The organism is Comamonas koreensis, assembly GCF_021026195.1.
In the GTDB taxonomy this organism is placed as follows: Bacteria; Pseudomonadota; Gammaproteobacteria; order Burkholderiales; family Burkholderiaceae_C; genus Comamonas; species Comamonas koreensis.
Genome location: NZ_JAJNCT010000005.1, coordinates 1 through 25361, shown reverse-complemented (window position 1 = coordinate 25361; position 25361 = coordinate 1). Strand labels below are relative to the sequence as shown.

At 63.5% G+C, this 25361-nt stretch carries 21 protein-coding genes and 2 riboswitches; of the genes, 7 read left to right on the top strand and 14 right to left on the bottom strand.

Annotation, left to right across the window (positions count from 1 at the left end; all coding sequences use genetic code 11):
* The first annotated feature begins 9 nt into the window (after positions 1 to 9).
* Both LPW39_RS02290 and LPW39_RS02285 read left to right on the top strand, forming a co-directional pair.
* Positions 10 to 1164: a saccharopine dehydrogenase family protein gene (locus LPW39_RS02290; RefSeq protein WP_230770995.1), complete on the top strand. Its 1155-nt coding sequence runs from the start codon at positions 10 to 12 to the stop codon at positions 1162 to 1164.
* Positions 1165 to 1661: 497 nt separating this feature from the next.
* Positions 1662 to 2699 (top strand): TRAP transporter substrate-binding protein, encoded by a 1038-nt coding sequence (locus LPW39_RS02285; protein ID WP_230770993.1) that lies wholly within the window; start codon positions 1662 to 1664, stop codon positions 2697 to 2699.
* A gap of 113 nt (positions 2700 to 2812) precedes the next feature.
* On the opposite strand, the gene LPW39_RS02280 is transcribed toward LPW39_RS02285, so the two are convergent.
* Both LPW39_RS02280 and LPW39_RS02275 read right to left on the bottom strand, forming a co-directional pair.
* Entirely contained in the window at positions 2813 to 4669 is a 1857-nt protein-coding gene (locus LPW39_RS02280; protein WP_230770991.1) for an AMP-dependent synthetase/ligase, read from the bottom strand.
* Positions 4670 to 4893: 224 nt separating this feature from the next.
* Positions 4894 to 5451 (bottom strand): putative signal transducing protein, encoded by a 558-nt coding sequence (locus tag LPW39_RS02275; protein WP_230770989.1) that lies wholly within the window; start codon positions 5449 to 5451, stop codon positions 4894 to 4896.
* A gap of 225 nt (positions 5452 to 5676) precedes the next feature.
* On the opposite strand from LPW39_RS02275, the gene LPW39_RS02270 reads away from it, so the two are divergent.
* From LPW39_RS02270 to LPW39_RS02260, 3 genes are all read left to right on the top strand, one after another.
* Positions 5677 to 6561 (top strand): 2-keto-4-pentenoate hydratase, encoded by an 885-nt coding sequence (locus LPW39_RS02270; RefSeq protein ID WP_407928796.1) that lies wholly within the window; start codon positions 5677 to 5679, stop codon positions 6559 to 6561.
* A gap of 374 nt (positions 6562 to 6935) precedes the next feature.
* Positions 6936 to 7886, top strand: a complete 951-nt coding sequence (locus tag LPW39_RS02265) for an alpha/beta hydrolase (RefSeq protein WP_456236972.1) — start codon at positions 6936 to 6938, stop codon at positions 7884 to 7886.
* 59 nt (positions 7887 to 7945) lie between these two features.
* Positions 7946 to 8854 carry a YbgC/FadM family acyl-CoA thioesterase gene (locus LPW39_RS02260; RefSeq protein WP_230770985.1) on the top strand — a complete coding sequence of 303 codons (909 nt, stop codon included), beginning with the start codon at positions 7946 to 7948 and terminating at the stop codon, positions 8852 to 8854.
* 307 nt (positions 8855 to 9161) lie between these two features.
* On the opposite strand, the gene ygfZ is transcribed toward LPW39_RS02260, so the two are convergent.
* A complete protein-coding gene (gene ygfZ / locus LPW39_RS02255) occupies positions 9162 to 10082 on the bottom strand; it encodes a CAF17-like 4Fe-4S cluster assembly/insertion protein YgfZ (RefSeq protein WP_230770984.1) in 921 nt (306 codons plus the stop codon).
* A 46-nt stretch (positions 10083 to 10128) separates the two neighbouring features.
* Between ygfZ and mltG the strand changes: the two genes are divergently transcribed.
* Entirely contained in the window at positions 10129 to 11118 is a 990-nt protein-coding gene (mltG, locus tag LPW39_RS02250) for an endolytic transglycosylase MltG (protein ID WP_330166583.1), read from the top strand.
* A 72-nt stretch (positions 11119 to 11190) separates the two neighbouring features.
* Here the strand turns inward: mltG and LPW39_RS02245 are convergent, their stop codons facing one another.
* The 11 genes from LPW39_RS02245 to LPW39_RS02195 form a co-directional block, all read right to left on the bottom strand.
* Positions 11191 to 13191 carry a diguanylate cyclase domain-containing protein gene (locus tag LPW39_RS02245; RefSeq protein ID WP_230770982.1) on the bottom strand — a complete coding sequence of 667 codons (2001 nt, stop codon included), beginning with the start codon at positions 13189 to 13191 and terminating at the stop codon, positions 11191 to 11193.
* Between the two features lie 211 nt (positions 13192 to 13402).
* The gene (locus LPW39_RS02240; protein WP_230770980.1) at positions 13403 to 14155 is read right to left on the bottom strand and encodes a sulfite exporter TauE/SafE family protein; all 753 of its coding nucleotides are present in this window, start codon (positions 14153 to 14155) and stop codon (positions 13403 to 13405) included.
* Positions 14156 to 14274: 119 nt separating this feature from the next.
* Complete coding sequence (gene gcvP, locus LPW39_RS02235; protein ID WP_230770978.1) at positions 14275 to 17175, bottom strand: aminomethyl-transferring glycine dehydrogenase; 2901 nt, start codon at positions 17173 to 17175, stop codon at positions 14275 to 14277.
* A gap of 162 nt (positions 17176 to 17337) precedes the next feature.
* Positions 17338 to 17712: a glycine cleavage system protein GcvH gene (gene gcvH / locus LPW39_RS02230; RefSeq protein WP_133855538.1), complete on the bottom strand. Its 375-nt coding sequence runs from the start codon at positions 17710 to 17712 to the stop codon at positions 17338 to 17340.
* A 70-nt stretch (positions 17713 to 17782) separates the two neighbouring features.
* A complete protein-coding gene (gene gcvT, locus LPW39_RS02225; RefSeq protein WP_230770976.1) occupies positions 17783 to 18916 on the bottom strand; it encodes a glycine cleavage system aminomethyltransferase GcvT in 1134 nt (377 codons plus the stop codon).
* 51 nt (positions 18917 to 18967) lie between these two features.
* Positions 18968 to 19079, bottom strand: a riboswitch (glycine riboswitch).
* A gap of 17 nt (positions 19080 to 19096) precedes the next feature.
* Positions 19097 to 19216: riboswitch (glycine riboswitch) on the bottom strand.
* Between the two features lie 98 nt (positions 19217 to 19314).
* A complete protein-coding gene (locus LPW39_RS02220; protein WP_230770974.1) occupies positions 19315 to 20589 on the bottom strand; it encodes a TRAP transporter large permease in 1275 nt (424 codons plus the stop codon).
* Complete coding sequence (locus LPW39_RS02215; protein WP_230772864.1) at positions 20586 to 21080, bottom strand: TRAP transporter small permease; 495 nt, start codon at positions 21078 to 21080, stop codon at positions 20586 to 20588. Before LPW39_RS02215 ends, LPW39_RS02220 begins: the two co-directional genes overlap by 4 nt.
* Positions 21081 to 21241: 161 nt before the next feature.
* Complete coding sequence (locus LPW39_RS02210; RefSeq protein WP_230770972.1) at positions 21242 to 22219, bottom strand: TRAP transporter substrate-binding protein; 978 nt, start codon at positions 22217 to 22219, stop codon at positions 21242 to 21244.
* Positions 22220 to 22466: 247 nt separating this feature from the next.
* A complete protein-coding gene (locus LPW39_RS02205) occupies positions 22467 to 23222 on the bottom strand; it encodes a nucleotidyltransferase family protein (protein ID WP_230770970.1) in 756 nt (251 codons plus the stop codon).
* A 36-nt stretch (positions 23223 to 23258) separates the two neighbouring features.
* Positions 23259 to 24383 (bottom strand): sterol desaturase family protein, encoded by a 1125-nt coding sequence (locus tag LPW39_RS02200; protein ID WP_230770968.1) that lies wholly within the window; start codon positions 24381 to 24383, stop codon positions 23259 to 23261.
* On the bottom strand, positions 24376 to 24768 hold the full coding sequence (locus tag LPW39_RS02195; RefSeq protein WP_230770965.1) for a hypothetical protein: 393 nt from the start codon (positions 24766 to 24768) through the stop codon (positions 24376 to 24378). The genes LPW39_RS02200 and LPW39_RS02195 overlap by 8 nt, the downstream gene beginning before the upstream one ends.
* On the opposite strand from LPW39_RS02195, the gene LPW39_RS02190 reads away from it, so the two are divergent.
* Positions 24767 to 25228 carry an Lrp/AsnC family transcriptional regulator gene (locus LPW39_RS02190; RefSeq protein ID WP_043341700.1) on the top strand — a complete coding sequence of 154 codons (462 nt, stop codon included), beginning with the start codon at positions 24767 to 24769 and terminating at the stop codon, positions 25226 to 25228. The two genes, LPW39_RS02195 and LPW39_RS02190, sit on opposite strands and share 2 nt — an antisense overlap.
* The last annotated feature ends 133 nt before the right edge of the window (positions 25229 to 25361 follow it).

The following is a 25361-nucleotide window of genomic DNA, read 5'->3' as shown; positions in this document are numbered from 1 at the left end:
GAGCCAACCATGAACGACAAAACCAGCAAAAAGTCTGCACAAGCCACTTCCGCCAAGGCCACCGCGGCAGACAAGAAAGTGACCATCCTGGGCGCCGGCAAAATCGGCTTTGCGATGGCGGTGCTGTTGCAGGCGGCTGGTGGCTACCAACTGCGCATTGCCGACCAGTCCAAGGCACAGCTCAAGGCGGCTGCGGCGCTGGGCCTGGAGACCGTGCACATCGGCAAAGGCGGTGATTTGCTGCCGGCGGTGCAAGGCCAGTTCGCGGTGCTCAATGCGCTGCCCTTCCATATGGCGATTGAGGTCGCTGGTGTTGCCGCTGCGCATGGGGTGCACTACTTTGACCTGACCGAAGACGTGCAGTCCACCCATGCGATCCGTAAGATCGCCGCCAAGGCCGGCAGTGTGCTGATGCCCCAGTGCGGCCTGGCCCCTGGCTTTATCGGCATTGTCGGCAATGACGTGGCCCAGCATTTCGACACCTTGCACGACCTGAAGATGCGCGTCGGTGCACTGCCCCGTTACCCGCAAGGCAGCCTGCGCTACAACCTGACCTGGAGCACCGAGGGCCTGATCAACGAGTACATCAACCCCTGCGAGGCCCTGGTCGACGGCCAGCCGCTGACCGTGCATGCCCTCGAAGGCCTGGAAACCTTTGCGCTGGATGGCATCGAGTACGAAGCCTTCAACACCAGCGGAGGCCTGGGCACCTTGACGGAAACCTGGGCCGGCAAGGCCCGCAATGTGGACTACAAGTCCATCCGCTACCCTGGCCACTGCGCGATCCTGAAGATCCTGCTCAACGAGCTCAAGCTGCGCGACAAGCGCGAACTGCTCAACGAGATTTTCGACAACGCCATTGCCGCCACGCGCCAGGATGTGATCGTGATCTTTGCCAGCGCCACGGGTTACAAGGGTGAGCGCCTGATGCAGGAGTCCTACTCGGCCCGTATCGTGGGCACCACAGTAGCCGGTCATGCGCTCACTGCCATCCAGCTGACTACGGCTGCCGGTATCTGCTGCGCGCTGGACCTGGTGGCCAGCGGTGTGCTGCCGCAGAACGGCTTTATCGCGCAGGAGTCGATCCAGCTGGGCGACTTCATGGCCAACCGTTTTGGCCAGTACTACCGCGTGCAGGATCTGAACGCATCACTGGCCGCTTGAGGGCAGAGCCGCGCCGCTCGCAGCTTGCGCAGCGAGCGGGCGCCAACTCCCTTGCCTGGCTGCAGGAATAGGTGGTCGCCCGCGGCTGCCGGGGCTGTGGGGTGCATACATCTATCCACTAAAAAATGGCTGCTTTCGTCCCTCAGAGGGAAGGAAAGCAGCTATTATTTTTGTAGTTTCAGAAAGTGTGTGCTGTGACTAAATGCTAGTCATTGCCAACTTCTGGCGTAGCAACAGCTGACTTGCATCAACCAATGTCTCAGCGGTGATCGATTGCGATTGCTTTGTTGCACAGGCCAAGATAGATTGCGTCGCTCCTCGCTCATTTGTGACGTTAGTGACCAAATAAATCGAATGGCACGGTTGCTGAATGCGTCGCATGGCTCGCCCTGCGCTGCGGGCAGCGTTTTGCTCTTTGTGGGGCTTTTCAGTACACATGCGGCCTGCAACATCCCTGGGAATGGGAATGCCTGGCTCAGATACCAAGGAATCGTCATATGGCAGATCACAACACCAACAAAACGCTTGCCAGCCCGTCTCGGCGCAAGGCTTTGGCCAGCATGGGCCTGGCCGCTGGATCGGGTCTGGTCTGGTCGCTGCCGAACATCGCCAAAGCGGCTGCCACCCCGCTCAAGTGCGCTGGCGCCTATACCGACACGCTGTTCCACACCCGCAACCTGACGCAGTTTGCCCGCGAGGCCAATGGCCTGAGCCAGGGCAGCATGCAGATCGAGGTGGTCAGCAATGCCAAACTGATGCCGATGAACCAGGTGATGCCTGCGCTCAGCAAGGGTGACTTGGCCATTGGCGAGATCTTCATGTCGAACTTCAGCGACCAGTACCCTGCATTCGCCATCGACTCGCTGCCCTTTATCGTGCGCAGCTTTGACGATGCCAAGCGCCTCTGGGTTGCCACCCGCGAGCCCATTGAAGCACTGCTCCAGAAGCAGGGCATTCGCCTGCTCTACACCGCCCCATGGCCAGGCCAGGGCCTGTTCTCGCGTACGCCGGTGAACAAGCTCGAAGACGTCAAGGGCCAGAAATTCCGCGTCAACAATGTGGCTTCCAAGTACATCGCAGAGGTGGCGGGCGCGACACCGGTTGACACGCCTGCCAATGATCTGGCCAAGGCCATCCAGGCAGGCAAGGTCGATGTCATGCTGACATCGAGTACTACCGGTGTGGACAGCCAGTCCTGGAATGCCATGGGCATGTTCATCGACATGCGCGCCTGGATTCCGAAGAACCTGATCCTCATGAGCGAGAAGAGCTGGACCGGTCTGTCCGACAGCGCGAAGACGGCGCTGGATACTGCTGCCAAACAGGCCGAAGCGCGCGGCTGGCAGCTGGCCAAGGATGCCGACGATGCAGCGCAGAAGGTGCTGGTCGAGCATGGCACCAAGATCAGCCAGCCTTCCTACGAGCTGCGCCGCGCGCTGGATCTGATGGGCGAGAAGTTTGCCCGTGAATGGTCGTCCAAGGCCGGCGTGGATGGTGCCGGAGCCTTGCTGAACTACTACTTCCCCAAGAAGTAAGACCCGGACCTTGCCAGCGGGCCTGAACCCCAGGCCGCTGTGCAGCAGAGACCCCAAAAAACCGCCGGTGCCTGCAGAGGGCATCGGCGGTTTTTGCATGCTGGTGCGGCAATTTACTTGGCGTAGATATTCGCGATTTCGGTGGCAAACTTCTGCATCAGCTGCGGGCGGCGCAGCTTCAGGGTCGGGGTCATCAGGCCGTTGTCGATGGTCCAGGGCTCGCTGACCAGGTAGACGGCCCGCGGCACCGCATATTTGGCCAAGCCCTGGCATTGCGCGGTGATGCGCTCCAGTGCAATTTTGCGCACGGCGCTGGCCTGCAGGCTGACGCTGTTGTCCGGGTCCAGGCCCAGGCTGCCGGCCAGTTGCTTCCATTCTTCGCGGTTGACCACGGCCACACAGGCGATAAAGGGCTGGTGCTCGCCGACGACGAAGCTCTGCTCGAACAGCGGATCGGCGCAGAGCGCCTGCTCGATGTCCGAGGGCGGAACCTTCTCGCCGGTGGCCGTGACGATGATCTCCTTGATGCGGCCCACAATGCGTACCTCGCCATCGACCAGCTCGGCCTGGTCTCCGGTGCGCAGCCAGCCGTCGTCGGTAAAGGCCAGGCGCGTGTCTTCCGGGCGGCCCCAGTAGCCCATCATGATGTTGGGGCCGCGTGCCTGCAGCTCCTTGTTCTCACCAACGCGCACTTCCATGCCGTCGAGCGGCTTGCCCACGGTGGAGGGGTCGTTGTGCTGCAGCGAGTTGGCGGTCAGCACCGGCGAGGTCTCCGTCATGCCAAAGCCTTGCAGCACATTCAGGCCCAGGCCCAAAAAGCTGTGCGATACCACCGAGGGAATGGCCGCGCCACCCGTCACTGCAATGCGCAGCCGGCCGCCAAACAAATCCAGAATCGGCTGGGCCACCTTCTTTTGCAGCAGCGACCAGGGCAGCCAGCGCGCCCAGCCGCCTTGCGGCGCATCGGTATTGGCCAGGCCATGGGCCTGGCAGTGGCGGGCCCAGCCTTTGGAGACGGCGGCCGCAAACAGCGCGCGCTTGAAGGCCGACTTGGCGAGCTTTTCCTGGATCTTGGCGTAGATGCGTTCGTAGATGCGGGGCACCGACACCAGGATGGTCGGGCGGATGCTGAGCATGTCCTCGGCCAGCAGCGCGACCGAGCGGGCATAGACCACGGTGCTGGCGACTGCCATCGGCAGGTAGTAGCCGCAACTGCGCTCAAAGGTGTGCGAGACCGGCAGAAAGGACAGAAAGACATCGTCCTGCGTCGGCACGACGCGGCCGAGCACGGCTTTGACATCGCTCAGCACATTCTGGTGGCTGAGCATCACGCCCTTGGGTTTGCCGGTGGTGCCGCTGGTGTAGACGATGGCGGCCATGTCCTGCGCTTCTGGCGCTTGGTGTGCTTGCGACGGGATGCTGCTGCCATCGGCCTCGGCCAGCCAGTCCTGCAAACGGACCAGGCGCGGCAGGCCTTCGCTGCCGGCCAGAACCGGGATGGGCGCCTGCTGCGGGTCGTCGATCACCACGCAGCGCAGCGCGGGCAGTGGCGTGCCGGTGGCCACAATCTGCTCCCAGGTTTCCAGGCGGTTGATGAGCAGCAGCGAGGCGCCCGCATCGGCCAGGATAAAGGCGATATTGCCGGGGTTGTCATTGGCATGCAGCGGCACGGTGGCGCAGGCCTGCGCCATGCCCGCCTGGTCAATGCAGATCGCATGCACGCTGTGGGTCAGCAAGGTAGCAATGCGTGCGCCGCGCGCCAGCTGCAGGCCTTGCAGTGCCTGGCCCCAGCGGGTGACCTGGGTCTGCATCTCTGCCCAGCTGAATGACTGCCAGGCATTCGTCGCCGTATCAAACCAGCGGTAGGCTTCGCGCTCGGGGGTGTTGGTGCAACGGTAGGCAAACAGTGCCGGCAGGGTGGACAGGGCGCTGAGCGCAGGGGCCAGGGGCGCTGGAAGTGGGGCGTTCATATCTCTCAAATTCTCCTCGGGTGTCATCATCGCATTGGCGCGGCGCGGTTGCGGCCATTTGCAGGCCGGACCGCGTGCGGGGTTGCTGCGATTTGCAACGAGGCGATTGTCTGCAGCACGCTGCAGCAGGTGCTGAAATTTAGATTCTTGTGTGATTTTTATGCCGGGAAGGTATCTGTATTTGATACTTTATCTGGAGGCCAGATGTCGGGATGGGCGGTCGTTCAGCGGCTGCCGGATGGTTCTGCGCGCTGGCCTTCGTCCTTGTCCGATGCGGCATCGGCTGCCTGCTGTACCTGCTCGGCTGCACCGGCACCGCCAGCGGCATCCGGCTGCGGCACGCCACCAAGTAGATAGTGCAGGCACAAGGCCAGCAATGCCGCAGCGCCGGCCCACCAGCAGGGGTACCAGCGCCGGGCATCGCTGTAGGCTTCCTGTTCGCCGTCCCGATCAGCGCTGGCGCGCTCGCGCGGGTCGCAGGCCAGGTCAAAGCGCGGATCATGGCGGGGCTCAGCCGGCGCCTGCTCGGCCAGGCTGGGGTCGGCCAGGGCCAGCTCGGCATCGTCGATCAGCGGCGCGCGCTCCCATTCTTCCAGCGCGCGGCGGGCCGGTGCCCAATCGGCGTCGTCGACTAGCAGCCGCACCAGGCTGCCGGCGGGCAGCTCGCCAATGGCCCCTTGCAGGTGCTCACCGCTGACAAAGCTAGTGATGCCGTGCTGGCGCAGCACGTCCTGCAGAACATGGGCTTGCACGGCGCTGGCCGGCTCATAAACAGTGCGCATGTTGGGTCTCCTATTGCAGGTGGGTCATGCAAATACTATAGCGTCTGTTGCTTTGTGGCTATGGCGGCATGACCTGCATCAAGCAAACAGGGCCGAAGGTCGATGGGCCGCGCCGGCTGCGCGCTTTCCCTAGTCAGGCCCTGCGGTACGGGTGGTATGTTGGTGCCCGGGGCGGTCTACACAACCGCATTCAGAACAGGTTCTTGGAACAGGAGACTTTGGATGATGCACACCGCTTTGCGTTTACGTCTCTCCCCGCTCTGGCTGGCCGCCGGTCTGGCCGCCGGAAGTGGCATGGCCCAGGCCGCTTGCCTCGATGATGCCCAGGTCGCGCAGTGGCTGCAGGCCTACGAGGCCAAGCAGCCCGTGCCCGCAGCCGCAGCGATGACCGAGGCCGATGGCAAATGCAGCCGCAACAAGCTCAATGCCGCCTGGCTGGCCCAGGGCAAGAGGCCCATTGGCTACAAGGCCGGGCTGACCAGCGCGGCCATGCAAAAGCGCTTTCAGACCGACAAACCGGTATGGGGCGTGCTGTATGAGGGCGCCCTGCTGCCTAACCGCAGTACGGTGCCTGCCGCCTTTGGTGCGCGCCCCATGTTTGAGGCGGACATGTTGGTGCGCGTCTCCAGCAGCGCCATCAACCGCGCCACCACGCCGCTGCAGGTGCTCAACAACATTGACCGCATCGTCCCCTTTGTCGAACTGCCCGACCTGGTGGTGGAGAACCCGGCGCAGCTCGATGGCGCAGCCGTGGAAGCGATGAATGTCGGCGCCCGCATGGGCGTGATGGGCAAGGCCATGGCCGTGCCGCAGTTCCGAGCCGAGCGCTACGCGCTCCTGAATGCGCTGCAGAGCATGCAGGTCGATGTCACCGACCAAAGTGGCACGCGGCTGGGCGGCGGGCGCGGCGGAGATCTGATGGGCCAGCCGCTCAATGCCGTGGTCTGGCTGGCGCAGGCCCTGAAGGCCGAAGGGCAGCGGCTCAAGGTGGGCGACTGGATCAGTCTGGGTTCGTACTCGGCGCTGATGCCGCCCCAGCCCGGCCAGCAGATCCGGGTCGAATACAAGGGGCTACCAAGCGCAGAACCGGTGGAACTGCGCTTTGAGTAGCTAAGCTCGGAATCCGGCATAGGTGAAAGAAGGCTCTGCCAAGTTGGCAGGGCCTTTTTTCCTAGGGATGCTCTGCAAAACCCTCGCCCAGCGGGATGGACGCGGATCGGGATGAGCCGCAAGGCGTCTTTTGCAGTCAATAGCGAGCTATTGACAAGGAAGACAACGCAGCGGATCGCCCGAGCCCGCGTTCAGACCACGGCAGGGAGTTTTGCAGAGGGTCCCTATGTGACTGACATGCCCCGTTGTGAATGGGCAATGGCTGATAATCAGCCGGCCTTGTCCCTGAATTGCGCCCATGCCCGCTGGCTGGGCAACGATCTATGTCTGACGCCTCACCCCGCTCCAAAGCCCATCTCCCCGCCGAACTGCCCATGCCTGCCGATGTGGTCGCAGAGCTGACCCCCACGATGCGCAGCGTCGTCGAGCGCATGGCCCGCGCCCAGCACACCCCCATGTGGGAGATGACGGTGGAGCAGGCGCGCCAGGCCTATGGCATCGGCGCCGGGGTGCTGGAGATTACCAAGCCGGCGCTGGCGCGTGTCGAGGATTTGCACATCCCTGCGCGCGATGGTTTTCAGATACCGGCACGGCTCTATGCCGCCAGCTGGGACCCGCTGCAACCGGTCTTGCTGTTCACCCATGGTGGCGGCTTCACGATCGGCAGTGTGGACACGCATGACACGCTGTGCCGCGAGTTGGCGCATCAAGCGGGTTGCATGGTCGTATCGGTGGACTACCGGCTGGCGCCCGAGCACCGCTTTCCCACCGCCAGCAACGATGCCTGGGACGCCTTGCAGTGGCTGGTGGCAGAGGGCATGTCGCTCGGAGCCGATACCGGCCGGGTGGCTGTCGGTGGTGACAGCGCAGGCGGCACCTTGGCGGCGGTCAACGCCATCCTGGCGCGCGATGCCGGTATCGACCTGGCCTTGCAGCTGCTGATCTACCCCGGTTGCGCCGCCCACCAAGACACGCCTTCGCATGCCCGCTACAGCGAGGGCCCGATCCTCACCAAGCCGATGATCAGCTGGATGTTCAGCAACTACCTGCGCTCGCTGGCCGACCGCGAAGACTGGCGTTTTGCGCCGTTGCTGGCGCCGGATCTGCGCGGCCTGGCCCCTGCCAGCATCCACTTGGCGCAATGCGATTCGCTGGTGGACGAGGGTGTCATGTATGCCGAGCGCTTGCGCGCTGCTGGCATCGATGTGGAGCTGCACACCTATGCCGGCGTGGCCCATGAGTTTGTGAAAATGGGCCGCGCGCTCAAGGAAGCGCGGGCCTGCCATGCGCAGATGGCCCAGGCGCTGCGCGCCGCTTTTGACTGAGTGCGGCCCTGCAGCCAGAGCGTTTCTTGATTGCCAATTTTTAGAACAGCGACAACACCATGAGCACCTCCCAGACCCTGTTTGCCACCCCCGCCCAAAGCCTGGCCGATTTCCGCTGCCGCAGCCGCCAGCGCGTGCGCTGGTCCGAGGTCGATCTGCAGAAGGTGGTTTTCAATGCCCATTACCTGAGCTATGTGGATATTGCGATGTCCGAGTACTGGCGCCAGCTGGCCGTGCCTTATGAAGAGGGCATGCAGCGCCTGGGCGGCGAGCTGTTTCTGCGCGCCTCGCAGCTGGAGTTTCATGCCTCGGCACGCCTTGATGATGTGATCGACATCGGCCTGCGCGTGGCCAAGCTGGGCAACACCTCGGTACAGTACGAGGCGGCCATCTATTGCGCAGGCACGTTGCTGGCCACGGCGACCATGGTCTATGTGTTTGCCGATGCTGCGCAGCAGCCCCAGCCATTGCCCGATGCCTACCGCAGCATGGTGCAGCGCTTTGAAGCGGGCGAAGAGATGGTGGAGCTGAAGACCGGCAGCTGGAATGTGCTGGGCCAGGAAGCAATGCGCCTGCGCATGCAGGTCTTTGTGCGCGAGCAGGGCATTCCTGCCGAGATCGAGGCCGATGCCTTTGATGTGAGCTCGCTGCATGCGGTGGCGCTCAATGGCCTGGGTATGTGTGTGGCCACCGGCCGCATGCTGCCCAGCGCGCAGGAAGAACACCGCGCCGACGGGATGCGCATTGGCCGCATGGCCGTGGCCAAGCCCTTGCGCGGCGGCAGCCTGGGCCGCCAGGTGCTCGATGCCTTGGTCGATGCCGCTGCACGCCAGGGCAAGCGGCAGGTGGAGTTGCATGCGCAGCGCACGGCCGAGAACTTCTACCGCCGCGCCGGCTTCACGGTAGTGGGCGAGCCCTATGAGGAGGCGGGGATCGCCCACATCTCGATGCAGAAAACCCTGCGTTGACCGATGGATGGCTGCTAGCGGCCATCAATGGCGCTATGCAGCGGCCTGATAACTTGGCCAATAAAAAGCCGGGTCTGGTTTCCCAGACCCGGCAAGTGTGATGGTCAAGATGCGCTTGAGTAGTTGTTCCGTCGTGCTTGCAGGGGCTGCTTGGGCGGCTCCTGCTTGCAAAGTCCCGCAATTTTAGCAAATTGCTGCGCAAATGCCATAAAAATTCTGTAACGGCTGCAGAGGGACGGTTTTTGCCTGGGAAATTGTCGTATTTGTGATGAAGCAGACAGTTACTAGTGTCTTAGGAGTTCACAAATCAGATGTCTTCCTTCAAGGCATAAGGCAGGCTGAGTAGCTGCAAAGCCGCGCCGCTGCTGCTTCCCAGGTGCAAAGGCTCACTGGCCGCTGCAATCTGCATCGAAACCAGCGCTTCAAAGCCCGATGCGCTGGCGGCCGATTGCACTACGGTGCCCACGGGCTGGCTGTCGTCGCTGGCGGCAAAGACTTCCTGGCCGGGCTGGGGCTGGGTGGCCGAGGCCAGCCGGTACATGCGGCGCTTGAGCGTGCCACGGAACTGGCTGCGTGCCACCACTTCTTGGCCGGGGTAGCAGCCTTTTTTGAAGCTCACGCCATCGACCGATTCAAAGTTCAGCATCTGCGGCACAAAGGCATCCACCACCGGCGTGGTGATCAGCGGCACACCGGCTTGCACCATGGACAGCTGCCAGGTCTCAGGCGCGATGGCTGGACTGTCCGTGATCTGCGCGGGCAGCGCGCTGCCCGCAGGGGCGGCGAGCAGGGCGCGGCTTTCGCCCTCGGCAGCATAGAGGCGCACGACGGAGGCATCCTCCAGCGCCAGCACTTGCCAGGGCGACAGGTTGCGCGCTTCGGCGGGCACGGCATCACCGGCCAGGCCGAGCAATTGCACGGCCTCGGTGGCATCGCTCAGCTTGCACTTGGCACGCAGCACAAACATCGACAGGCGCTTGAGCGTGGCGGGCAGCACATCGCGGCTGGTGAGCAACCAGAACTCTTCTGCGCTGCGCTTGATGACGATAAAGCTGGCCTGCATGCGGCCCTTGGCTGACAGAAAGGCCGCCAGCCTGGCCTGGCCCACGGGCAGCAACTGCACATCATGGCTGAGCTGGCCCTGCAAAAAGCTGGCCGCATCGGCGCCCTCGGCGCGGATGACGCCCAAATGCTGGAGCGAAAGGTGTCCCTGGAATGCTTGAGTCATGGGGTGAATTATGATGCTCGCTCCATGGCACTGAGGCGGTAGGGTTGTGAAGCGTTTATTGACATTGATCGTGGTGGTGATGCTGGCTGCAGCCGGTGCTGGCTATTTCTGGTTGAACCAGCCGCTGGTGCTGGGCAAGGGCAGCCCGACGGTGGAGCTGGAGATAGAGCCCGGCACTTCGCCCCGTGCGGTGGCACAGGCCGTGCAGGCCGTGGGCATCGAGGTGAACCCGGATCTGCTGTACTGGTGGTTCCGAATCTCGGGGCAGGACCGCAAGATCCGCGCAGGCAACTACGAGATACCCGCCGGCACCTCGCCGCGCAGCCTGCTGGCGCGCCTGGTGCGTGGTGAAGACAGCCAGCGCGTGCTGACCATTGTCGAAGGCTGGAACCTGCGCCAGATGCGCGCGGCCATGGCCAGGGAAGAGCATCTGCGCCACGACAGCGCCGCGATGACTCCGGAAGAGATCATGGCGGCGCTGGGCCGGCCCGATGTGCCTGCGGAGGGGCGGTTTTTCCCCGACACCTATGCCTTTTCCAAGGGCAGCAGCGATCTAGCCTTGATGCGCCGCGCCATGCTGGCGATGGACAAGCGGCTTGAAGCGGTCTGGTCGCTGAACCCTTCAGACAGCCCGCTCAAGACCCCCCAGGATCTGCTGACCCTGGCCAGCATTGTCGAGAAGGAAACCGGCAAGGCCGAGGACCGCGCGATGGTGGCGGGCGTCTTCATCAACCGCCTGCGCATTGGCATGCTGCTGCAGACCGACCCGACCGTCATCTACGGACTGGGTGAGAAATTTGACGGCAATCTGCGCAAGCGCGATCTGCAGACCGATACGCCCTGGAACACCTATACCCGCGCCGGCCTGCCGCCCACGCCGATCGCGATGCCGGGCAAGGCCTCCCTGATGGCCGCCATCCAGCCGGAAAACACCAAGGCGCTGTACTTTGTTGCCAAAGGCGATGGCAGCAGCCATTTCAGCGAGAGCCTGGAAGAGCACAACCGTGCGGTGAACACCTATATTCGGGGCAGGTAGCCAGCAGGGATAGCGCAAGTCAGCCAGCCGTCGTGCTGGCTTTTCTTTTCTGCGCGCGCAACGGCTGGCTTGTTATTGGCTGCCGCTGGCCAGCATGTCGGTATAGAAGGCATAGCGCCCCCGGCCCTGCTGCTTGGCCTGGTAGAGCGCCATGTCGGCCTTGCGCAGCAGGCTGTCCGGATCTTGGGTGTCCGAGGGCTGGGTCAGCAAGGCAATGCCCACCGACACACCAATGCTGACCCGCTGGCCCTCGATCTCATAGTCCGCGCTGAGCCGATCGATCACCCGCTGGGCCAGGCCTGCGGCCGCTTGCGCCGATGAAGCGTTTTGCACGATGCAGAATTCATCCCCACCCATGCGCACCACCAGATCGGTGTCGCGCAGCAGCTCACGCAGGCGCTCGGCCACGGCGCGCAGCAGGGCGTCGCCGGTGGCGTGGCCCAGGGTGTCATTGACCTGCTTGAACCGGTCCAGATCCAGGTAAAGCAGGGCGCCGGCGGTGCCGCCTGGGGTGGTGATCGGCTTTTGGAGCAGGCTGCGGTTAGGCAGGCCGGTCAAGGGATCGTGCAGCGCCAGGTAGGCCACCTCCGCCTGGGCCCGCTTGCGGTCATCCACGTCTTCGAGCACGCCCAGCCATTCGGCAATGCGCTGCTGCGCATCCAATATCGCGGCGCCTCGGGCGCGCATCCAGCGCCAGCTGCCATCCTGGGTACGCAGGCGCAGCTCCACATCCAAGGTATGGCTTTGGTCCGTCAAAAGTTGCCGAGCCTGGTCTTGCAACTGTGCGGCATCTTCCGGATGCACATGGCGCAGCCAGCCCAGCTGCAGCGCTTGCGCATCGGGTGTGCCGCCCAGCGCCTCCCAGCCCACGATGGCCAGTGCACGGCCTCTGGCATCCAGGCTCCACTGCACCGATGCCCCGGCATGTGCCAGGGTGCGGGCGCGCTGCTCGCTGGCGGCCAGCGCGGCCAAGGTCAACTCCAGTTGCGCGCGCGACTGTGCCAGGCTGTGGCGCAATATCTCAAACTCCCGCACCCGCACAACCGGGCCGTCGTCACTGCCGCTGGCGTAGGACGCACCCGTGCGTGCGTTGATCGTCAGTTGCCGAATAGGCCGCAGCAACTGGCGCGAGACCCAGGCGCATAGCAGGCCGGCAATCGCCAGTGCAAACAGGCTGGCGAGCACGATGTCGATGACCGGTCTTTGCCAGCGGGCGTTGAAGGCTTCCAGCGGCTCGCCAGCTACCACCACCCAGCCGGGTGTTTTGGGCAGTTGGTAGAAGCTGAAAATCACCTGGCCGCCATCATCGGCGCGCTGGGCTTCGAAGCTGCCCCGATGCGCCCCCACGGCCTTGAGCCGCTCCCAATCGGGGACGGTGGTGCCAATAAAACGCTCTGCCTGCGTAGAGCGGGCCAGAATCTGGCCCTGTCCATCGGTGATGGCGATCAACACGCCATCGCTGGTCTGGCTCGGTGCGGTGCTCACCACCGCCGCAGGCGGACTGGTCAGTACCAGCAGCTGCTGCGATGCCGCGGGCATACGCACAGCCATTGCGATGACAGGTGTGCGGTTCTGAAAAAACAGCTGAGAAAAACTGGGGCCACTATTTTGCAGTGCCCGTGTGGCCCATTCCTGGGGGATGGCCAGCGAGGCAGGCGCATGGGAGGAGGCCATATCGGGCTTCGCGTTGCCCGGGGTGATGAGCATCAAACTGCTGCCCTCGCCCATACCTGTCAGGTGCAGCCATCTGTCCAGTGCCTGGGGGCTGGAGAGATTGCCATCGGCGCCCAGGGCCTGCAGCATTTTTGCTCTGCTGAGCAGGTCCGCCTCTGCCGCCTGGCCCAGGTTGCTGGTGATGTCGAGCATGCGGTTGAGGCTGCTGTCGCGGTAGGACTGTGCCACATGCTGCACTGTGTAAATGCCGGCAGCCAGAATCGGCAGCGCTGCGGCGAGCATCAGCAGCACCAGGTAGGTACTCAGGCTGCGCCCGCCCGCAACCATGCCGTCCATGGCATGGCCATTGGACGGCATGGCAGCAGCGGTCAAAAGGGTCAGGGGGCGTCGTGAAGGCATGGGCTGGAGCGGGGCCTGTCCGCTGGCGCAGAGCGAGATGCGCGGGGACATGGGCAGCCTGGGCTGAATGGGGCCGGTAGGATTATCCGACGCATGCAGCGCCTTTTCTAGGGCATGAAGCCGCTCTGACAATTGTTATACGAGTGGGTGCAGCAGCTCTCCTGCCGCAGGGAGGGAGCCTGCTGGACGCATGTCGGTTATGCGCAACAGCTCAGGCCCAGTTGGAGGCCAGCATGGCCAGACCTGCCAAGGTCAGCAGGCCCAGCACGACGCGCTTGAAGGCCACATCGCTGATGCGCTCGTAGAGCCGCGCACCCCACAGCGAGGGCAGCACCATGGCCGGCAAGGCGACTGCCAGCTGCGGCAGCATGCGCTGGCTGACAAGGCCGGTGGCCACATAGCTGGCAAAGGTGACGGCCAGCATCGTAAGGTTGAAATTCTGGATCACCTGGCGCTGGGTATCGCGCGCCATGCCGGTGATCTGGCACCACAAGGTCGGCACCACCCCCGAGAAACCACCCAGCGCAGCCATCGCGCCACCGGCCAGCCCGGCCAGGCCATTGGCCAGCGAGCGCCCGGGGCCCTGGCCGAGCGGGCCCGATGCGATGCGGCCTAGCCGGTGAGAGAAGGCCATCAGCGGGCAAAAGATGACCAGCAGCGCGCCCAGCACGGTCTTGAACAGCTGGGCATCGAGCATGGGCAGCAGCCGCAGGCCCAACGGCAGGCCGCACAGCCCACCCAGCAAGAAGGGCCAGAGCATGTGCCAGTCAAAACCGCGCCGCACCTTGAGCGCCTGGATGATCTGCCCGCACAAACCCCCAAACACCGCTAGCACCGCCGCGAGCGAGGGCTCCAGGGTCCAGGCCCAGAGGGCCATGGCGGTCATGCTGTAGCCAAAGCCCGAGAGGCCCTGCACAAAGCCGGCGAGGGACGCGCCAATGACGATGATGAGAAGGGTGTCCATGCCGAGAAGTCTCCGGGCTCGGGTGCAGTACCGGGCTGATTTTTGCTGATAGTTGCCAAGGCGTAAAAAAGCGACCCGGTGGGGTCGCTTCGGAAGAAGCCCGAAGGCTATCTTAAGACTTAAGCCGAAGTGCCGTAGCTTTCCAGCGGCACGCAGCTGCAAAACAGGTTGCGGTCGCCATAGACGTTGTCGACACGGCCTACGGGGCTCCAGTACTTGGCGCGGCGCAGCGCAGGCACAGGGTAGGCGGCCGCCTCGCGGCTGTAGCCATGGCTCCACTCGCTGGCCAGCAGGGTTTCGGCGGTGTGGGGCGCGTTCTTGAGCAGGTTGTCATCCTGCGCGGCACGTCCCGCTTCGATCTCGGCGATCTCGCCACGGATGGCGATCATCGCGTCGATGAAGCGGTCCAGCTCATACAGGCTCTCGCTCTCGGTGGGCTCCACCATCAAGGTGTTGGGCACCGGGAACGACAAGGTTGGCGCATGGAAGCCGTAGTCGATCAGGCGCTTGGCCACGTCCTCGGCCATCACGCCGCAGCTGTCCTTGAAGTGGCGCAGATCCAGAATGCACTCGTGGGCCACATGGCCGTGCTCACCGGCGTACAAGGTCGGGAAGTACGCTTCCAGGCGCTTGCTGATGTAGTTGGCATTCAGGATCGCGGTCTCGGTGGCGCGCTTGAGGCCGGGCTCGCCCATCATGCGGATGTACATCCAGCTGATCGGCAGCACGGCGGCATTGCCCAGCGGTGCGGCGCTGACGGCGCCCACTTTGCCAGGCACCCCTGCCGTGGCATGGCCTGGCAGGAAGGGCACCAGGTCTTCGACCACGCAGACGGGGCCAACACCAGGGCCGCCGCCGCCGTGGGGAATGCAGAAGGTCTTGTGCAGGTTCAGGTGGCTGACATCGCCGCCGAACTCGCCCGGTGCGGCCAGGCCGACCTGGGCGTTCATGTTGGCGCCGTCCACATAGACGCGGCCGCCATGGCTGTGTACCAGCTGGCACAGCTCCTTCACCTGGGTCTCGAACACGCCGTGCGTGCTGGGGTAGGTGATCATGATGCAGGCCAGGTTGGCGCTGTGCTTTTCGCAGGCCAGCTGCAGGTCGGCCATGTCCACGTTGCCGTTCTCATCGCACTTGGTGACGACCACCTGCAGGCCCACCATCTGCGCGCTGGCCGGGTTGGTGCCGTGGGCGCTGCTGGGGATCAGGCAGATATTGCGGTGCGACTCGCCCTTGGAGGCGTGGTAGGCCTTGATGGCCAGCAGGCCGGCGTATTCGCCTTGCGAGCCGGCATTGGGCTGCAGGCTGATGCCGGCGTAGCCGGTGGCCTGGCACAGCCATTTGCGCAGCTGGGCATCGAGCAGCGCATAGCCTTGCAGCTGGTCGGCCGGGGCGAAGGGGTGCATGTTGGCAAACTCGGGCCAGGTGATGGGGATCATCTCGCTGGTCGCGTTGAGCTTCATCGTGCAGCTGCCCAGCGGGATCATGCTGCGGTCCAGCGCCAGGTCCTTGTCCGACAGGCTGCGGATGTAGCGCAGCATCGCGGTTTCGGAATGGTGGGTGTTGAACACCGGGTGGGTCAGGTAGGCGCTGCTGCGCAGCAGGCCTTCGGGGATCAGCGAGGTGCTGCCTTCGTCCATCGCCTCGATATTGGGTAGTGCCTGACCGGGCTGGGCGAAGATGCGCCACAGCAGTTCCACATCGGCGCGGCTGGAGGTTTCGTCCAGGCTGATGCAGAGGTAGTCGTTCCAGGCCTTGCGCAGGTTGACGCCCTGGGCCAGCGCACGGGCCAGAATGGCATCGGTGGCGCCCTGGGTGTGCAGCGACAGGGTGTCGAAAGCGCTGTCATGGTGGCGGGCGCTAAAGCCCAGCTGCGCCAGGCCACGGCTCAGGATAGCGGTAAGGCGTGCCACGCGCTGGGCAATGCGCTTGAGGCCGGCCGGGCCGTGGTAGACCGCGTACATGCTGGCGATCACGGCCGGCAGCACCTGGGCGGTACAGATATTGGAGGTGGCTTTTTCGCGGCGGATGTGCTGCTCGCGCGTCTGCAGCGCCAGGCGGTAGGCCGGGTTGCCATGCACATCGACGCTGACCCCCACCAGGCGGCCGGGCAAGGAGCGCTTGTAGTCATCGCGGCAGGCCATGAAGGCAGCGTGCGGGCCGCCGGCACCCATGGGCATGCCAAAGCGCTGGCTGTTGCCCACGACGATGTCGGCACCCCATTCGCCGGGAGGCGTGATCAAGGTCAGCGCCAGCAGATCGGTGGCCACAATCGCGGCAGCCTGCTTGGCGTGGATAGCGTCGACATCGGCCTTCCAGTCCACGATCCAGCCGCTGGAAGCGGGGTACTGGATGACGGCGGCAAACAGCTCGCCGGCCAGCGCTGCATCCCATTCGTCCTTGCTGTTGGCCACCAGCACCTCCAGGCCCAGTGGCGCGGCACGGGTCTGGATGACTTCAATGGTCTGGGGATGCAGATCGCCTGCCAGCACAATGCGGTTGCTCTTGGACTTGACCGACCGCTTGGCCAGGGTCATGGCCTCGGCAGCGGCGGTGGCTTCGTCCAGCATCGAGGCGTTGGCGATGGGCATGCCGGTCAGGTCGCAGACCATGGTCTGGAAGTTGACCAGCGCTTCCATGCGGCCTTGCGAGATTTCGGCCTGGTAAGGCGTGTAGGCGGTGTACCAGGCGGGGTTCTCGAGGATGTTGCGCAGAATCACGCCGGGCGTGAGGGTGCCGTAGTAGCCCTGGCCGATAAAGCTCTTGAGCACCTGGTTCTTGCTGGCCAGGGCCTTGAGCTCGGCCAGCGCAGCCGCCTCGGTCACCGGCTCGGGCAGATCCATGGGCTTGCTGCGCACGATGGAGGCAGGCAGCACCTTGTCGATGAGCGCGTCGAGCGAGGGCAGGCCCAGGGCCGCCAACATGCTGGCTTCGTCAGCACTGTCCGGGCCAATGTGGCGGGCGATGAATTCACTGGCATTTTCCAGCGCGGCAAGGGGCTCTTTGGAGGGCATCAGCATGGTCCGACTCGGTGTAAATGGATGGGTTACGGCTGGCGCGGTATCAAAGAGCGCTGGCAGCGAGGAAAAGGAAAAAAGGGGAGGAGGCCGGGGCCTCCTGGGCTTAAAGATCCTGCTGGCGGCCTGCATGATAAGCAGCAGGCCAGCAGCAGGGCCGGGCCATCAGGCGTTGGCGGCGAAGTCGTTGTAGGCGGTCTCGTCCAGCAGCGCGTCGAGCTGGGCCACATCGCTGAGCTTGACCTTGAAGAACCAGCCGGTGTTGAGCGGGTCGGAGTTGGCGAGCGACGGGTCGTTGCGCAGTGCTTCGTTGACTTCGACGATCTCGCCTGTCACAGGCATGAAGACGTCAGCGGCGGCCTTGACGGACTCCACTACACCGGCGACATCGCCCTGGTTGAAGGAGGCGCCGACTTCAGGCAGATCGACAAACACCACATCGCCCAGCGCGTCTTGCGCATGGACGGTGATGCCGACGATGGCGGCATTGGTGTCGGCGCTGTTGATCCATTCGTGGTCGCGGGAGAACTTGATCGTCATAGGAATACTCCAGTTTTGTAGGCTTGAATTGTGCTCATGCGGGTGCGGACCGCCGCACCCAGCAGCTACTTTAGCCGCGGAAATAGCGCGGAGGGACAAAAGGCATGGCCACCACCTCGACGGGAACCGCTTTGCCGCGCACCATCGCATGCAGCTGTGTGCCGATGGCTGCCAAAGCGGGCTCTACGTAGGCCATCGCAATCGGCTTGTCGATGGTCGGGGCCAGCAGGCCGCTGGTGGTCACGCCGACGACCCGGCCATCGAGGTTGCGGATCTCGACCTGCTCGCGCACCGGAATGCGCTCTTGCGCCACCAGGCCAACGCGCTTGCGGGTCAGGCTGGCGGGGGTGTCGATCTGCGCGAGCACCTTGTCAGCACCGGGGAAGCCGCCTGTGCGCGCGCCGCCAGTGCGGCGCACCTTCTGGATGGCCCAGTTCAGGCCGGCTTCGGGTGGGGTGGTGGTGGCATCGAGGTCGCTGCCGTAGAGGCACAGACCCGCTTCCAGGCGCAGCGAGTTGCGCGCGCCCAGGCCAATGGGCTGCACTTCGGGCTGGGCCAGCAGCTTGCGGGCCAGCGCCTCGGCCTCGTGGCCGGCCACCGAAATCTCGAAACCGTCTTCGCCGGTATAGCCGCTGCGGGTGATGAAGCAGGCGATGCCGTCAACATCAAAATCGCCACCGGTCATGAACACCAGCTTGTCGACACCGGGCGCCAGGCGGGCCAGCGCGGTGGCGGCCTGGGGGCCTTGCAAGGCCAGCAGGCCCTGGTCGGGCAGCGGCAGCACCTGGCAGCGTTGGCCGATGCGTTCGCGGATCAGTGCAATGTCTGCGACCTTGCAGGCGCCGTTGACGATGACGAACAGCTCCTGCTCCGAGACGCGGAAGAACATCAGGTCATCGACGATGCCGCCCTCGTCATTGAGCAGCAGGCCGTAGCGCTGCTTGCCAATGGCCAGGTCGACCACATCGACGGGCACCAGGGTTTCAAAGGCGGCTGCGGCGTCGGGGCCGATCAGGCGCAGCTGGCCCATGTGGGAGACATCAAACAAGCCCGCCGCAGTGCGGGTGTGCTTGTGTTCGGCGATCAGGCCTTGCGGGTACTGCACGGGCATGGAATAGCCGGCAAAGGGCACCATGCGGGCGCCGAGCTCGATGTGCAGGGCGTTCAAAGGGGTGGACAGCAGGGCGGATGCGTTGGCGGACATGGACTCTCCAGGGCAAATATCAAGGCATGCAGCCGTTGCCGGTTGCACGCTGTTTGCCCTGCTGTCCGCTTTACCTGAGAGATTCACCCGCCGCTTTGAGGCCTGGGGGCTTGCTCCTTCGGTGGATGGCGTCCAGGCGCCACCTCTCTCCAGCTGGGAACGCCGGCAGGCCTAAGCTGCGCGGCGGGGCCAGTCCTTTTGCCTGAGCGTTCAGCAGCTGCATCTGCAGTAGCCTGCGCCTTCGGCGGCCGCGCTGCGCGTTGGGGTACAACGGGGGCGACTCTCTCCTGACTGCGGCGATTTTAGCGGCAACTGGCCGCTTGCGCCCGCAAAAGGGTCGGCCAACACGCAAAAAAGCCACCGGCGGGCGGTGGCTCAGCGATGCAGGGGGGGCCGGATCAGCGGTAGACCAGGTCGCGCAAGGCCAGCGATATGCCCGGGACATAGGTGATCACCATCAGGCACAGCAGGATCACCCCGACAAAGGGCAGCAGGTGTTTGATGATCTGGTCGAGCGATATACGGGCCACCGTGCAGGCGGCAAACAGGTTGACGCCAAACGGCGGCGTGATCATGCCCAGCGCCAGGTTCACCACCATGATCAGGCCGAAATGCACCGGGTCGATGCCAAAGTGCATGGCCACCGGCGCCAGGATCGGGGCCAGCACGATGATGGCCGCGCTGGTCTCGATGAACATGCCGATGATGAACAGTGCGGCATTGACGCCCAGCAGGAACATGGCTGGGCTCTGCAGCACCTGTTCCAGCCAGTGGCCGATGGCATCGGGCACCCCGGCACGGGTGATGAGGAACGCGAACAGACCCGCATTGGCAATGATGAACATGATGATCGACGAGGAGATCGCCGATTTGCGGAGAATCGCATACAGGTCCCGGATCCTGATCTCGCGGTAGATCAGCATGCCCACGATCAGTGCATAGAACACGGCCACGGCCGAGGCCTCGGTGGGGGTGAAGACCCCGCCATAGATGCCGCCCAGGATGATCACCGGCATCAACAGCGCCCAACCCGCCTGCAGCGCGGCCTTGCCAAAGCCCAGCCGGCCTTCGCCATCGTTCTTGCCCCAGCCCTTGTACTTGCAATAGGCCCAGACAAAGACCATCAGTGCCGCACTGATCAGCAGCCCGGGGCCAAAGCCGGCAATGAACAGCTCACCAATCGACACCTCGGCACTGACGCCATAGAGAATCATCGGAATCGAAGGCGGGATGATGACCCCCAACTCGGCGCTGGTCGCTTGCAGCGCGGCCGCATAGCTCTTGGGGTAGCCGTGCTTGATGAGAGCAGGGATCAGGATGGCGCCAATCGCAAAGGTGGTGGCGACCGAGGAGCCCGAGACCGCTGCAAAGATCATGCAGGTGAGCACGCAGGTCATCGGCAGCCCGCCCTGGACGCCGCCCACAATGCTCTTGGCAAACTCGACCAGGCGGCGCGAGATGCCACCGGTCTCCATCAGGTTGCCGGCCAGAATGAAAAACGGAATCGCGGCGAGCGGAAATTTATTGATCGCGCCAAACATCTCCTTGACGGAGATGAGCATATTGGCATTGCTGGCCTGGATGCCCAGGACCGACGCCAGGCCGATGGAAACGGCGACAGAGACGGTGAGCGCAAAGCACAGCACCATCGTGGAAAGCATCACGGCGGTCATTGTGCGTTCTCCAGTTCGGTGTTTTGGGGTTCGAGCAGGTTGCCGATGACGCCAAACACGGCAAACAGCGCGCCCACAGGCACGGCCAGGTAGGCCCAGAACATGGACAGCGATTCCAGCCCGGCCATGGTCTGCACGCCGCCACGGCGGGCATAGTCCCAGCCCCACCAGATCAGCACGGCCAGCAGCACCAGGGTGGCGATGCAGACCAAGCCGCTGAGCAGGCGGCGCAGTGCTGGCGGAGCCCATCGCTTCAAGACATCGACGCTGACCATTGCGCCTTGGCGGAAGGCCATCGGAATCGCGAGAAACACCATCCAGATCAGGCTGAAGCGGATCAGCACTTCGGTCCATTCGGCGGGCTCTTCGAGCACAAAGCGGGTGATGATCTGGAACATGCCCAGCGTGGATGCGATGGCCAGCATCAGGCAGGCGCCGGCCATGGCGATGCCCGATGTCCAGCGCTCGAAAGCAAGAAATGCGTTTTTCATGGTGACCGGGGTGGGCAGGCGCATGCAATGCCGCCTGGCGCCACCGTCCTTGCGCGGGTTGACACAGCAACTGCTGGCGCCGGTTGGGGCGTCAGCAGTGAGGCGGGAGGCGAGGGGAGGGCTGCGATGGAAAGCTGCGGGCAGCTTTCCGGACGCAGCGCTTATTGGAAGTTGCGGATGCGGTCGAGGTTGGCCTTGCCGAACTGCTTCTCGAAGTCGGCATTGGTCTTCGTCAAGGTCGCGACAAACTTGGCCTTGTCGACGTTCTCGACCACCTGCATGCCCTTGGCGCGCAGCTCGGCCACGCCGTTGGTGTCGTCCTGGTCCACACGGGCGCGGTTGGCCTTGGTGGCGGCCTGGGCGGCTTGCACAAATGCGGTCTTGTCGTCGGCGCTGAGCTTGTCGTAGGCGGCCTTGTTCATCACCAGAATGCAGGGCGAGTACACGTGACCGGTCAGGCTCAGGTGTTTTTGCACCTGGTCAAACTTGGCCGAGGTGATGACCGGCAATGGGTTTTCCTGGCCATCGACCGTGCCCTGCTGCAGTGCGGTGAACACCTCGGGGAAGGCCATCGGGGTGGTGATGATGCCCAGCGCCTTGTAGGCCTGGATGTGCACGGGGTTCTCCATCGTGCGCATCTTCAGGCCCTTGGTGTCGTCTGGGCTGTTGATCGCGCGCTTGGAGTTGGTCATGTGGCGAAAGCCGTTCTCTGCCCAGGCCAGTGCCTTGAAGCCCTTGCTGTCGAACTTGGCCAGCAGCTCATTGCCAATGGGGCCATCGAGCACCGCGCGGGCATGCGCCTTGTCGCGGAACAGAAAGGGCACATCGAGGATCTTGGTCTCGGGCACAAAGTTGGGCACCGGGCCGCTGGAGCTGAAGGCCAGCTCCTGCGTGCCCAATTGCACCGCTTCGATCGATTCGCGCTCGCCGCCCAGCGCGCCGTTGTAGAAAGTCTGGATCTTGTAGCGGCCGCCGGTGCGCTGCTCCACTTCTTTGGCAAAGGTGTCAATGGCCACGCCCTGGTGCGAATTCTGGGCGACCGAGATGCTGATGCGCATCGTTGTCTGCGCCAATGCGGGCCCTGCGGCCATCAGGCCCATCGCAAGCCCAATCCCCCAGGCCAATGTCTTCATCTGCATGACGTGTCTCCCCGGCTGTGCCGAATGGTTTTATAAGCGCCTGCGGAAGCCCGCCTGCGTTTCGCATTGTGGGCAAGGTCTCTCCATTCGCTATTGGGGTTTTTATGATGTCATTTAGCTGATTTATCGCTCAAGCAGAGTGCTTTCGATTTAAATGGTTGATAAATAAATATAAAGTCTATATAGATGCAGTGGCAACGACTGCTGCTTTTGTCACGGTGACGACAGCAGCAGGGCTGTTGGCCGGTCAGCCGCCAATGGCCCGCAGGCGCTCGACGGTGCCCACATCCACCCAGGTACCGTCATAGCGGCTGGCGCTGCAGCGGCCTGCCTGCATCGCTGCGCGCAACTGCTGCACCAGCGGCATCTTGGTACCTTGCGGGTTGCCCGCCGGAATGTCGCAGTAGGGCGCGCGGAACAAGGTTTTTTTCAGCAGCGCGACCGAGCAGTAGGTCAGGCGCGGGCGCGGGTCGTCCGCAGCGGGGTTCTCGGCCCGGCCTTCGACTGTCAGCACAAAGTCGCCCTTGGGGTGGTGGGGGGCATTGGGCACCAGCCAGAGATGGGCCAGGTCATTGCTCTGCGCAAAGCGCTGGCGCAGGGCTTCATCAAACGGAAAGCCGGGGATGAAGACATCGCCCGAGACCAGCCAGAAGGCATCGTCGAGCGCCGGCAGTGCGCGGCTGATGCCGCCGCTGGTCTCGATACCACCGCCAAAATCCAGGTCCTCGCGGGAATAGGCAATTTGCAGCTGCTCGCTGCCCAGCTGAGCCATGGCCGGCGCTGCGGGCCAGGTATCGGCCACCTGCTGGCCCAGCCAGCCGGTGTTGATGACCAGGCGCTGCACGCCGGCGCGGGCGAGCTGCTCCATGCTGTACTGCATCAGCGGCTTGCCTTGCACGGGGAGCAGGGGCTTGGGCGTGTGGTCGGTCAGCGGGCGCATGCGCTCGCCCCGGCCGGCGGCCAGCACCATGGCCTGGGCGCGAAAATGGGGAGGAAATGACATCGGTGGTGAAAGCAATCGGGTTGAGCGTTTGTGTGCTCAGCCCTTCCAGGTGAAGGGAAACTTCAGCTGCTTGAAAAAGCCGTTGGGCACATAGTCGCCCAGCACACCGTAATCGGTAGGCCAGACTTTATCGCTCTTGACGGCGGTGCCGAACAGGTAATCCAAAAAGGCGAAATGGGCGGCGTAATTCTTGTCCAGCGCCTCGGCATCCTGGCTATGGTGCCAGTGGTGGAAGTTGGGCGTGACGATGATATAGCGCAGCGGGCCCAGCCGCACGCTGACATTGGCGTGGTTGAACACCGCCTGGAAGCCGACGATGATGATGTAGGCATCGATCACCTCCTTGCTGAAGCCCAGCACATAGATGGGGGCCAGCACCAGGGTGCGGGTGATCAGCAGCTCCAGAATGTGCTGGCGCGAGCCTGCCAGCCAGTCCATGCTTTTGACGCTGTGGTGTACCGCGTGGATACGCCAGAGCAAGGGCACTTCATGGTAGGCGCGGTGCGTCCAGTACTGCACCAGATCGGCCACCAGGATGATGAGGAACAGCGCGACCCAGAAGTTCAGGTTGGCCACCCAGCCCCGGATGCCGTCATGGGCGGCCCAGCCAAAGAACTGGTGCACCATCAGGTTGGTGGCCAGCAGCACAAAGCCCACCACCATGTGGTTGACCAGGAAGTGGTGGAAATCGGTTTGCCACTCGGGCCGGAAGACGGGCTGGTCCTTGCGCAGCGCAAACAGCTTTTCGATGAAGATGAAGATCAGCGCACTGCCCAGCAGATCCAGAATGAACCAGTCCAGGCCGATGTAGGGTGTATTGGTGGCAAAGCTGCCGACCGGCACCTTGTGGCCGCCCAGCAGCGCTGACAGCACCACCAGGCCAAATGCAGAGGCGGCCAGCCAGCGGACGCGGCCCAGCACGATCAGCGCCACCGACAGGCCTCCGGCGATCACCATGCTCCAGAACAGCAGCTGGCGCATCATGTCGACGTTGTAGCTGCGGCGCAGCTCCGGCGTGGTGAGGTACTGCGGGAAGTGAAAGGCCAGCACGCCCAAAAAGCACAGGGCTGCCAGGATCAGCGCAATGACGCCGGCCACCATGCCCTGGCCCGCGCGCAAGGCGCCATGGCTTTCAGACAGTTCGTTGAGTCGCTTAAACATAGCTGTTTATCGACCGGTCTTTTGCGCTGATCTCCAAACTCTTCAACGCATAGAGGGCGGCCTGTTGTTGTTCCAGGGCGCCACTATGCCACGGAGCGAGCGCAGTCCACACAGGGAAACAGATGCGCAAATGCAATAGTTTTGTTACATAACCAGCCCTGCCTGAGCGCCGCAATGCAACAGCCCCCATGGCAGCGGTAACCGCCTGGGGGCTGGTGGAGAGAGGGGCTGCCGGTAAGCAGGCTCTGCCAGAAAGAGGCTTCGGTAAAAGTGTTTCGATGCAGAAAGTATGCAGGTTTGGCTGGCAAAAAATATTTTGTTTTTCTGAGTTCATCGCATTAATATAGAAAAATATTCTAAATTTAAGACCGGTGCAGAAAATCATGCTTCTCGATACGTTGGACCGCAAAATACTCCGCCAGCTGCAGCACAACAGCCGGGCCAGCCTGCAGGAGATTGGCCAGGCGGTGGGCTTGAGCGCCTCGCCCTGCTGGGGCCGCATCAAGAAGATGGAAGAGGCAGGCGTGATCCAGGGCTATTCGGTGCGGCTGTCGCCGCAGGCGCTGGGTCTGGGCGATACGGTGTTGGTGATGGTCACCCTCGACAGCCACAGTGACAACACCTTGGAGAAGTTTGGTGAGTTGCTGGCCACCATCCCCGAGGTGGTGGAGGCGCACCTGGTCTCCGGCGAGTACGACTACCTGCTGCGCGTGGTCGTCAAAGACACCCGCGACTATGAGCGCTTGCTGCGTGAGAAGCTCTACAAGATCAAGGGTATACGGCACAGCCAGTCGAGCTTTGTGCTGCGCACCCTCAAGCATGCGGATTTACCGCTGGGTGTGTAGCTGGCCTTGACTCTGGCATGCCGTACGCGCATAAAAAAGCCAACTTCGAGGAGTCGGCTTTGAGCTGAGTGGGCTTCCCCCGGTTTTCCGGACACATCGAATGACATGATGCGTTTAGGAGGCGAATATGCCA

Bases quoted from the DNA above. Each gene is read 5' to 3' on its own strand.
- LPW39_RS02290 (WP_230770995.1), top strand. From the start codon at position 10: ATGAACGACAAAACCAGCAAAAAGTCTGCACAAGCCACTTCCGCCAAG.
- LPW39_RS02215 (WP_230772864.1), bottom strand. From the start codon at position 21,080: ATGAAAAACGCATTTCTTGCTTTCGAGCGCTGGACATCGGGCATCGCC.
- gcvP (WP_230770978.1), bottom strand. From the start codon at position 17,175: ATGCTGATGCCCTCCAAAGAGCCCCTTGCCGCGCTGGAAAATGCCAGT.
- LPW39_RS02265 (WP_456236972.1), top strand. From the start codon at position 6,936: ATGCCTGCCGATGTGGTCGCAGAGCTGACCCCCACGATGCGCAGCGTC.
- LPW39_RS02285 (WP_230770993.1), top strand. From the start codon at position 1,662: ATGGCAGATCACAACACCAACAAAACGCTTGCCAGCCCGTCTCGGCGC.
- gcvH (WP_133855538.1), bottom strand. From the start codon at position 17,712: ATGACGATCAAGTTCTCCCGCGACCACGAATGGATCAACAGCGCCGAC.
- LPW39_RS02270 (WP_407928796.1), top strand. From the start codon at position 5,677: ATGCACACCGCTTTGCGTTTACGTCTCTCCCCGCTCTGGCTGGCCGCC.
- LPW39_RS02275 (WP_230770989.1), bottom strand. From the start codon at position 5,451: ATGCGCACTGTTTATGAGCCGGCCAGCGCCGTGCAAGCCCATGTTCTG.
- LPW39_RS02245 (WP_230770982.1), bottom strand. From the start codon at position 13,191: ATGCCTTCACGACGCCCCCTGACCCTTTTGACCGCTGCTGCCATGCCG.
- ygfZ (WP_230770984.1), bottom strand. From the start codon at position 10,082: ATGACTCAAGCATTCCAGGGACACCTTTCGCTCCAGCATTTGGGCGTC.
- LPW39_RS02240 (WP_230770980.1), bottom strand. From the start codon at position 14,155: ATGGACACCCTTCTCATCATCGTCATTGGCGCGTCCCTCGCCGGCTTT.
- LPW39_RS02220 (WP_230770974.1), bottom strand. From the start codon at position 20,589: ATGACCGCCGTGATGCTTTCCACGATGGTGCTGTGCTTTGCGCTCACC.
- LPW39_RS02195 (WP_230770965.1), bottom strand. From the start codon at position 24,768: ATGATTTTCTGCACCGGTCTTAAATTTAGAATATTTTTCTATATTAAT.
- LPW39_RS02210 (WP_230770972.1), bottom strand. From the start codon at position 22,219: ATGCAGATGAAGACATTGGCCTGGGGGATTGGGCTTGCGATGGGCCTG.
- LPW39_RS02190 (WP_043341700.1), top strand. From the start codon at position 24,767: ATGCTTCTCGATACGTTGGACCGCAAAATACTCCGCCAGCTGCAGCAC.
- LPW39_RS02260 (WP_230770985.1), top strand. From the start codon at position 7,946: ATGAGCACCTCCCAGACCCTGTTTGCCACCCCCGCCCAAAGCCTGGCC.
- gcvT (WP_230770976.1), bottom strand. From the start codon at position 18,916: ATGTCCGCCAACGCATCCGCCCTGCTGTCCACCCCTTTGAACGCCCTG.
- LPW39_RS02205 (WP_230770970.1), bottom strand. From the start codon at position 23,222: ATGTCATTTCCTCCCCATTTTCGCGCCCAGGCCATGGTGCTGGCCGCC.
- LPW39_RS02280 (WP_230770991.1), bottom strand. From the start codon at position 4,669: ATGAACGCCCCACTTCCAGCGCCCCTGGCCCCTGCGCTCAGCGCCCTG.
- LPW39_RS02200 (WP_230770968.1), bottom strand. From the start codon at position 24,383: ATGTTTAAGCGACTCAACGAACTGTCTGAAAGCCATGGCGCCTTGCGC.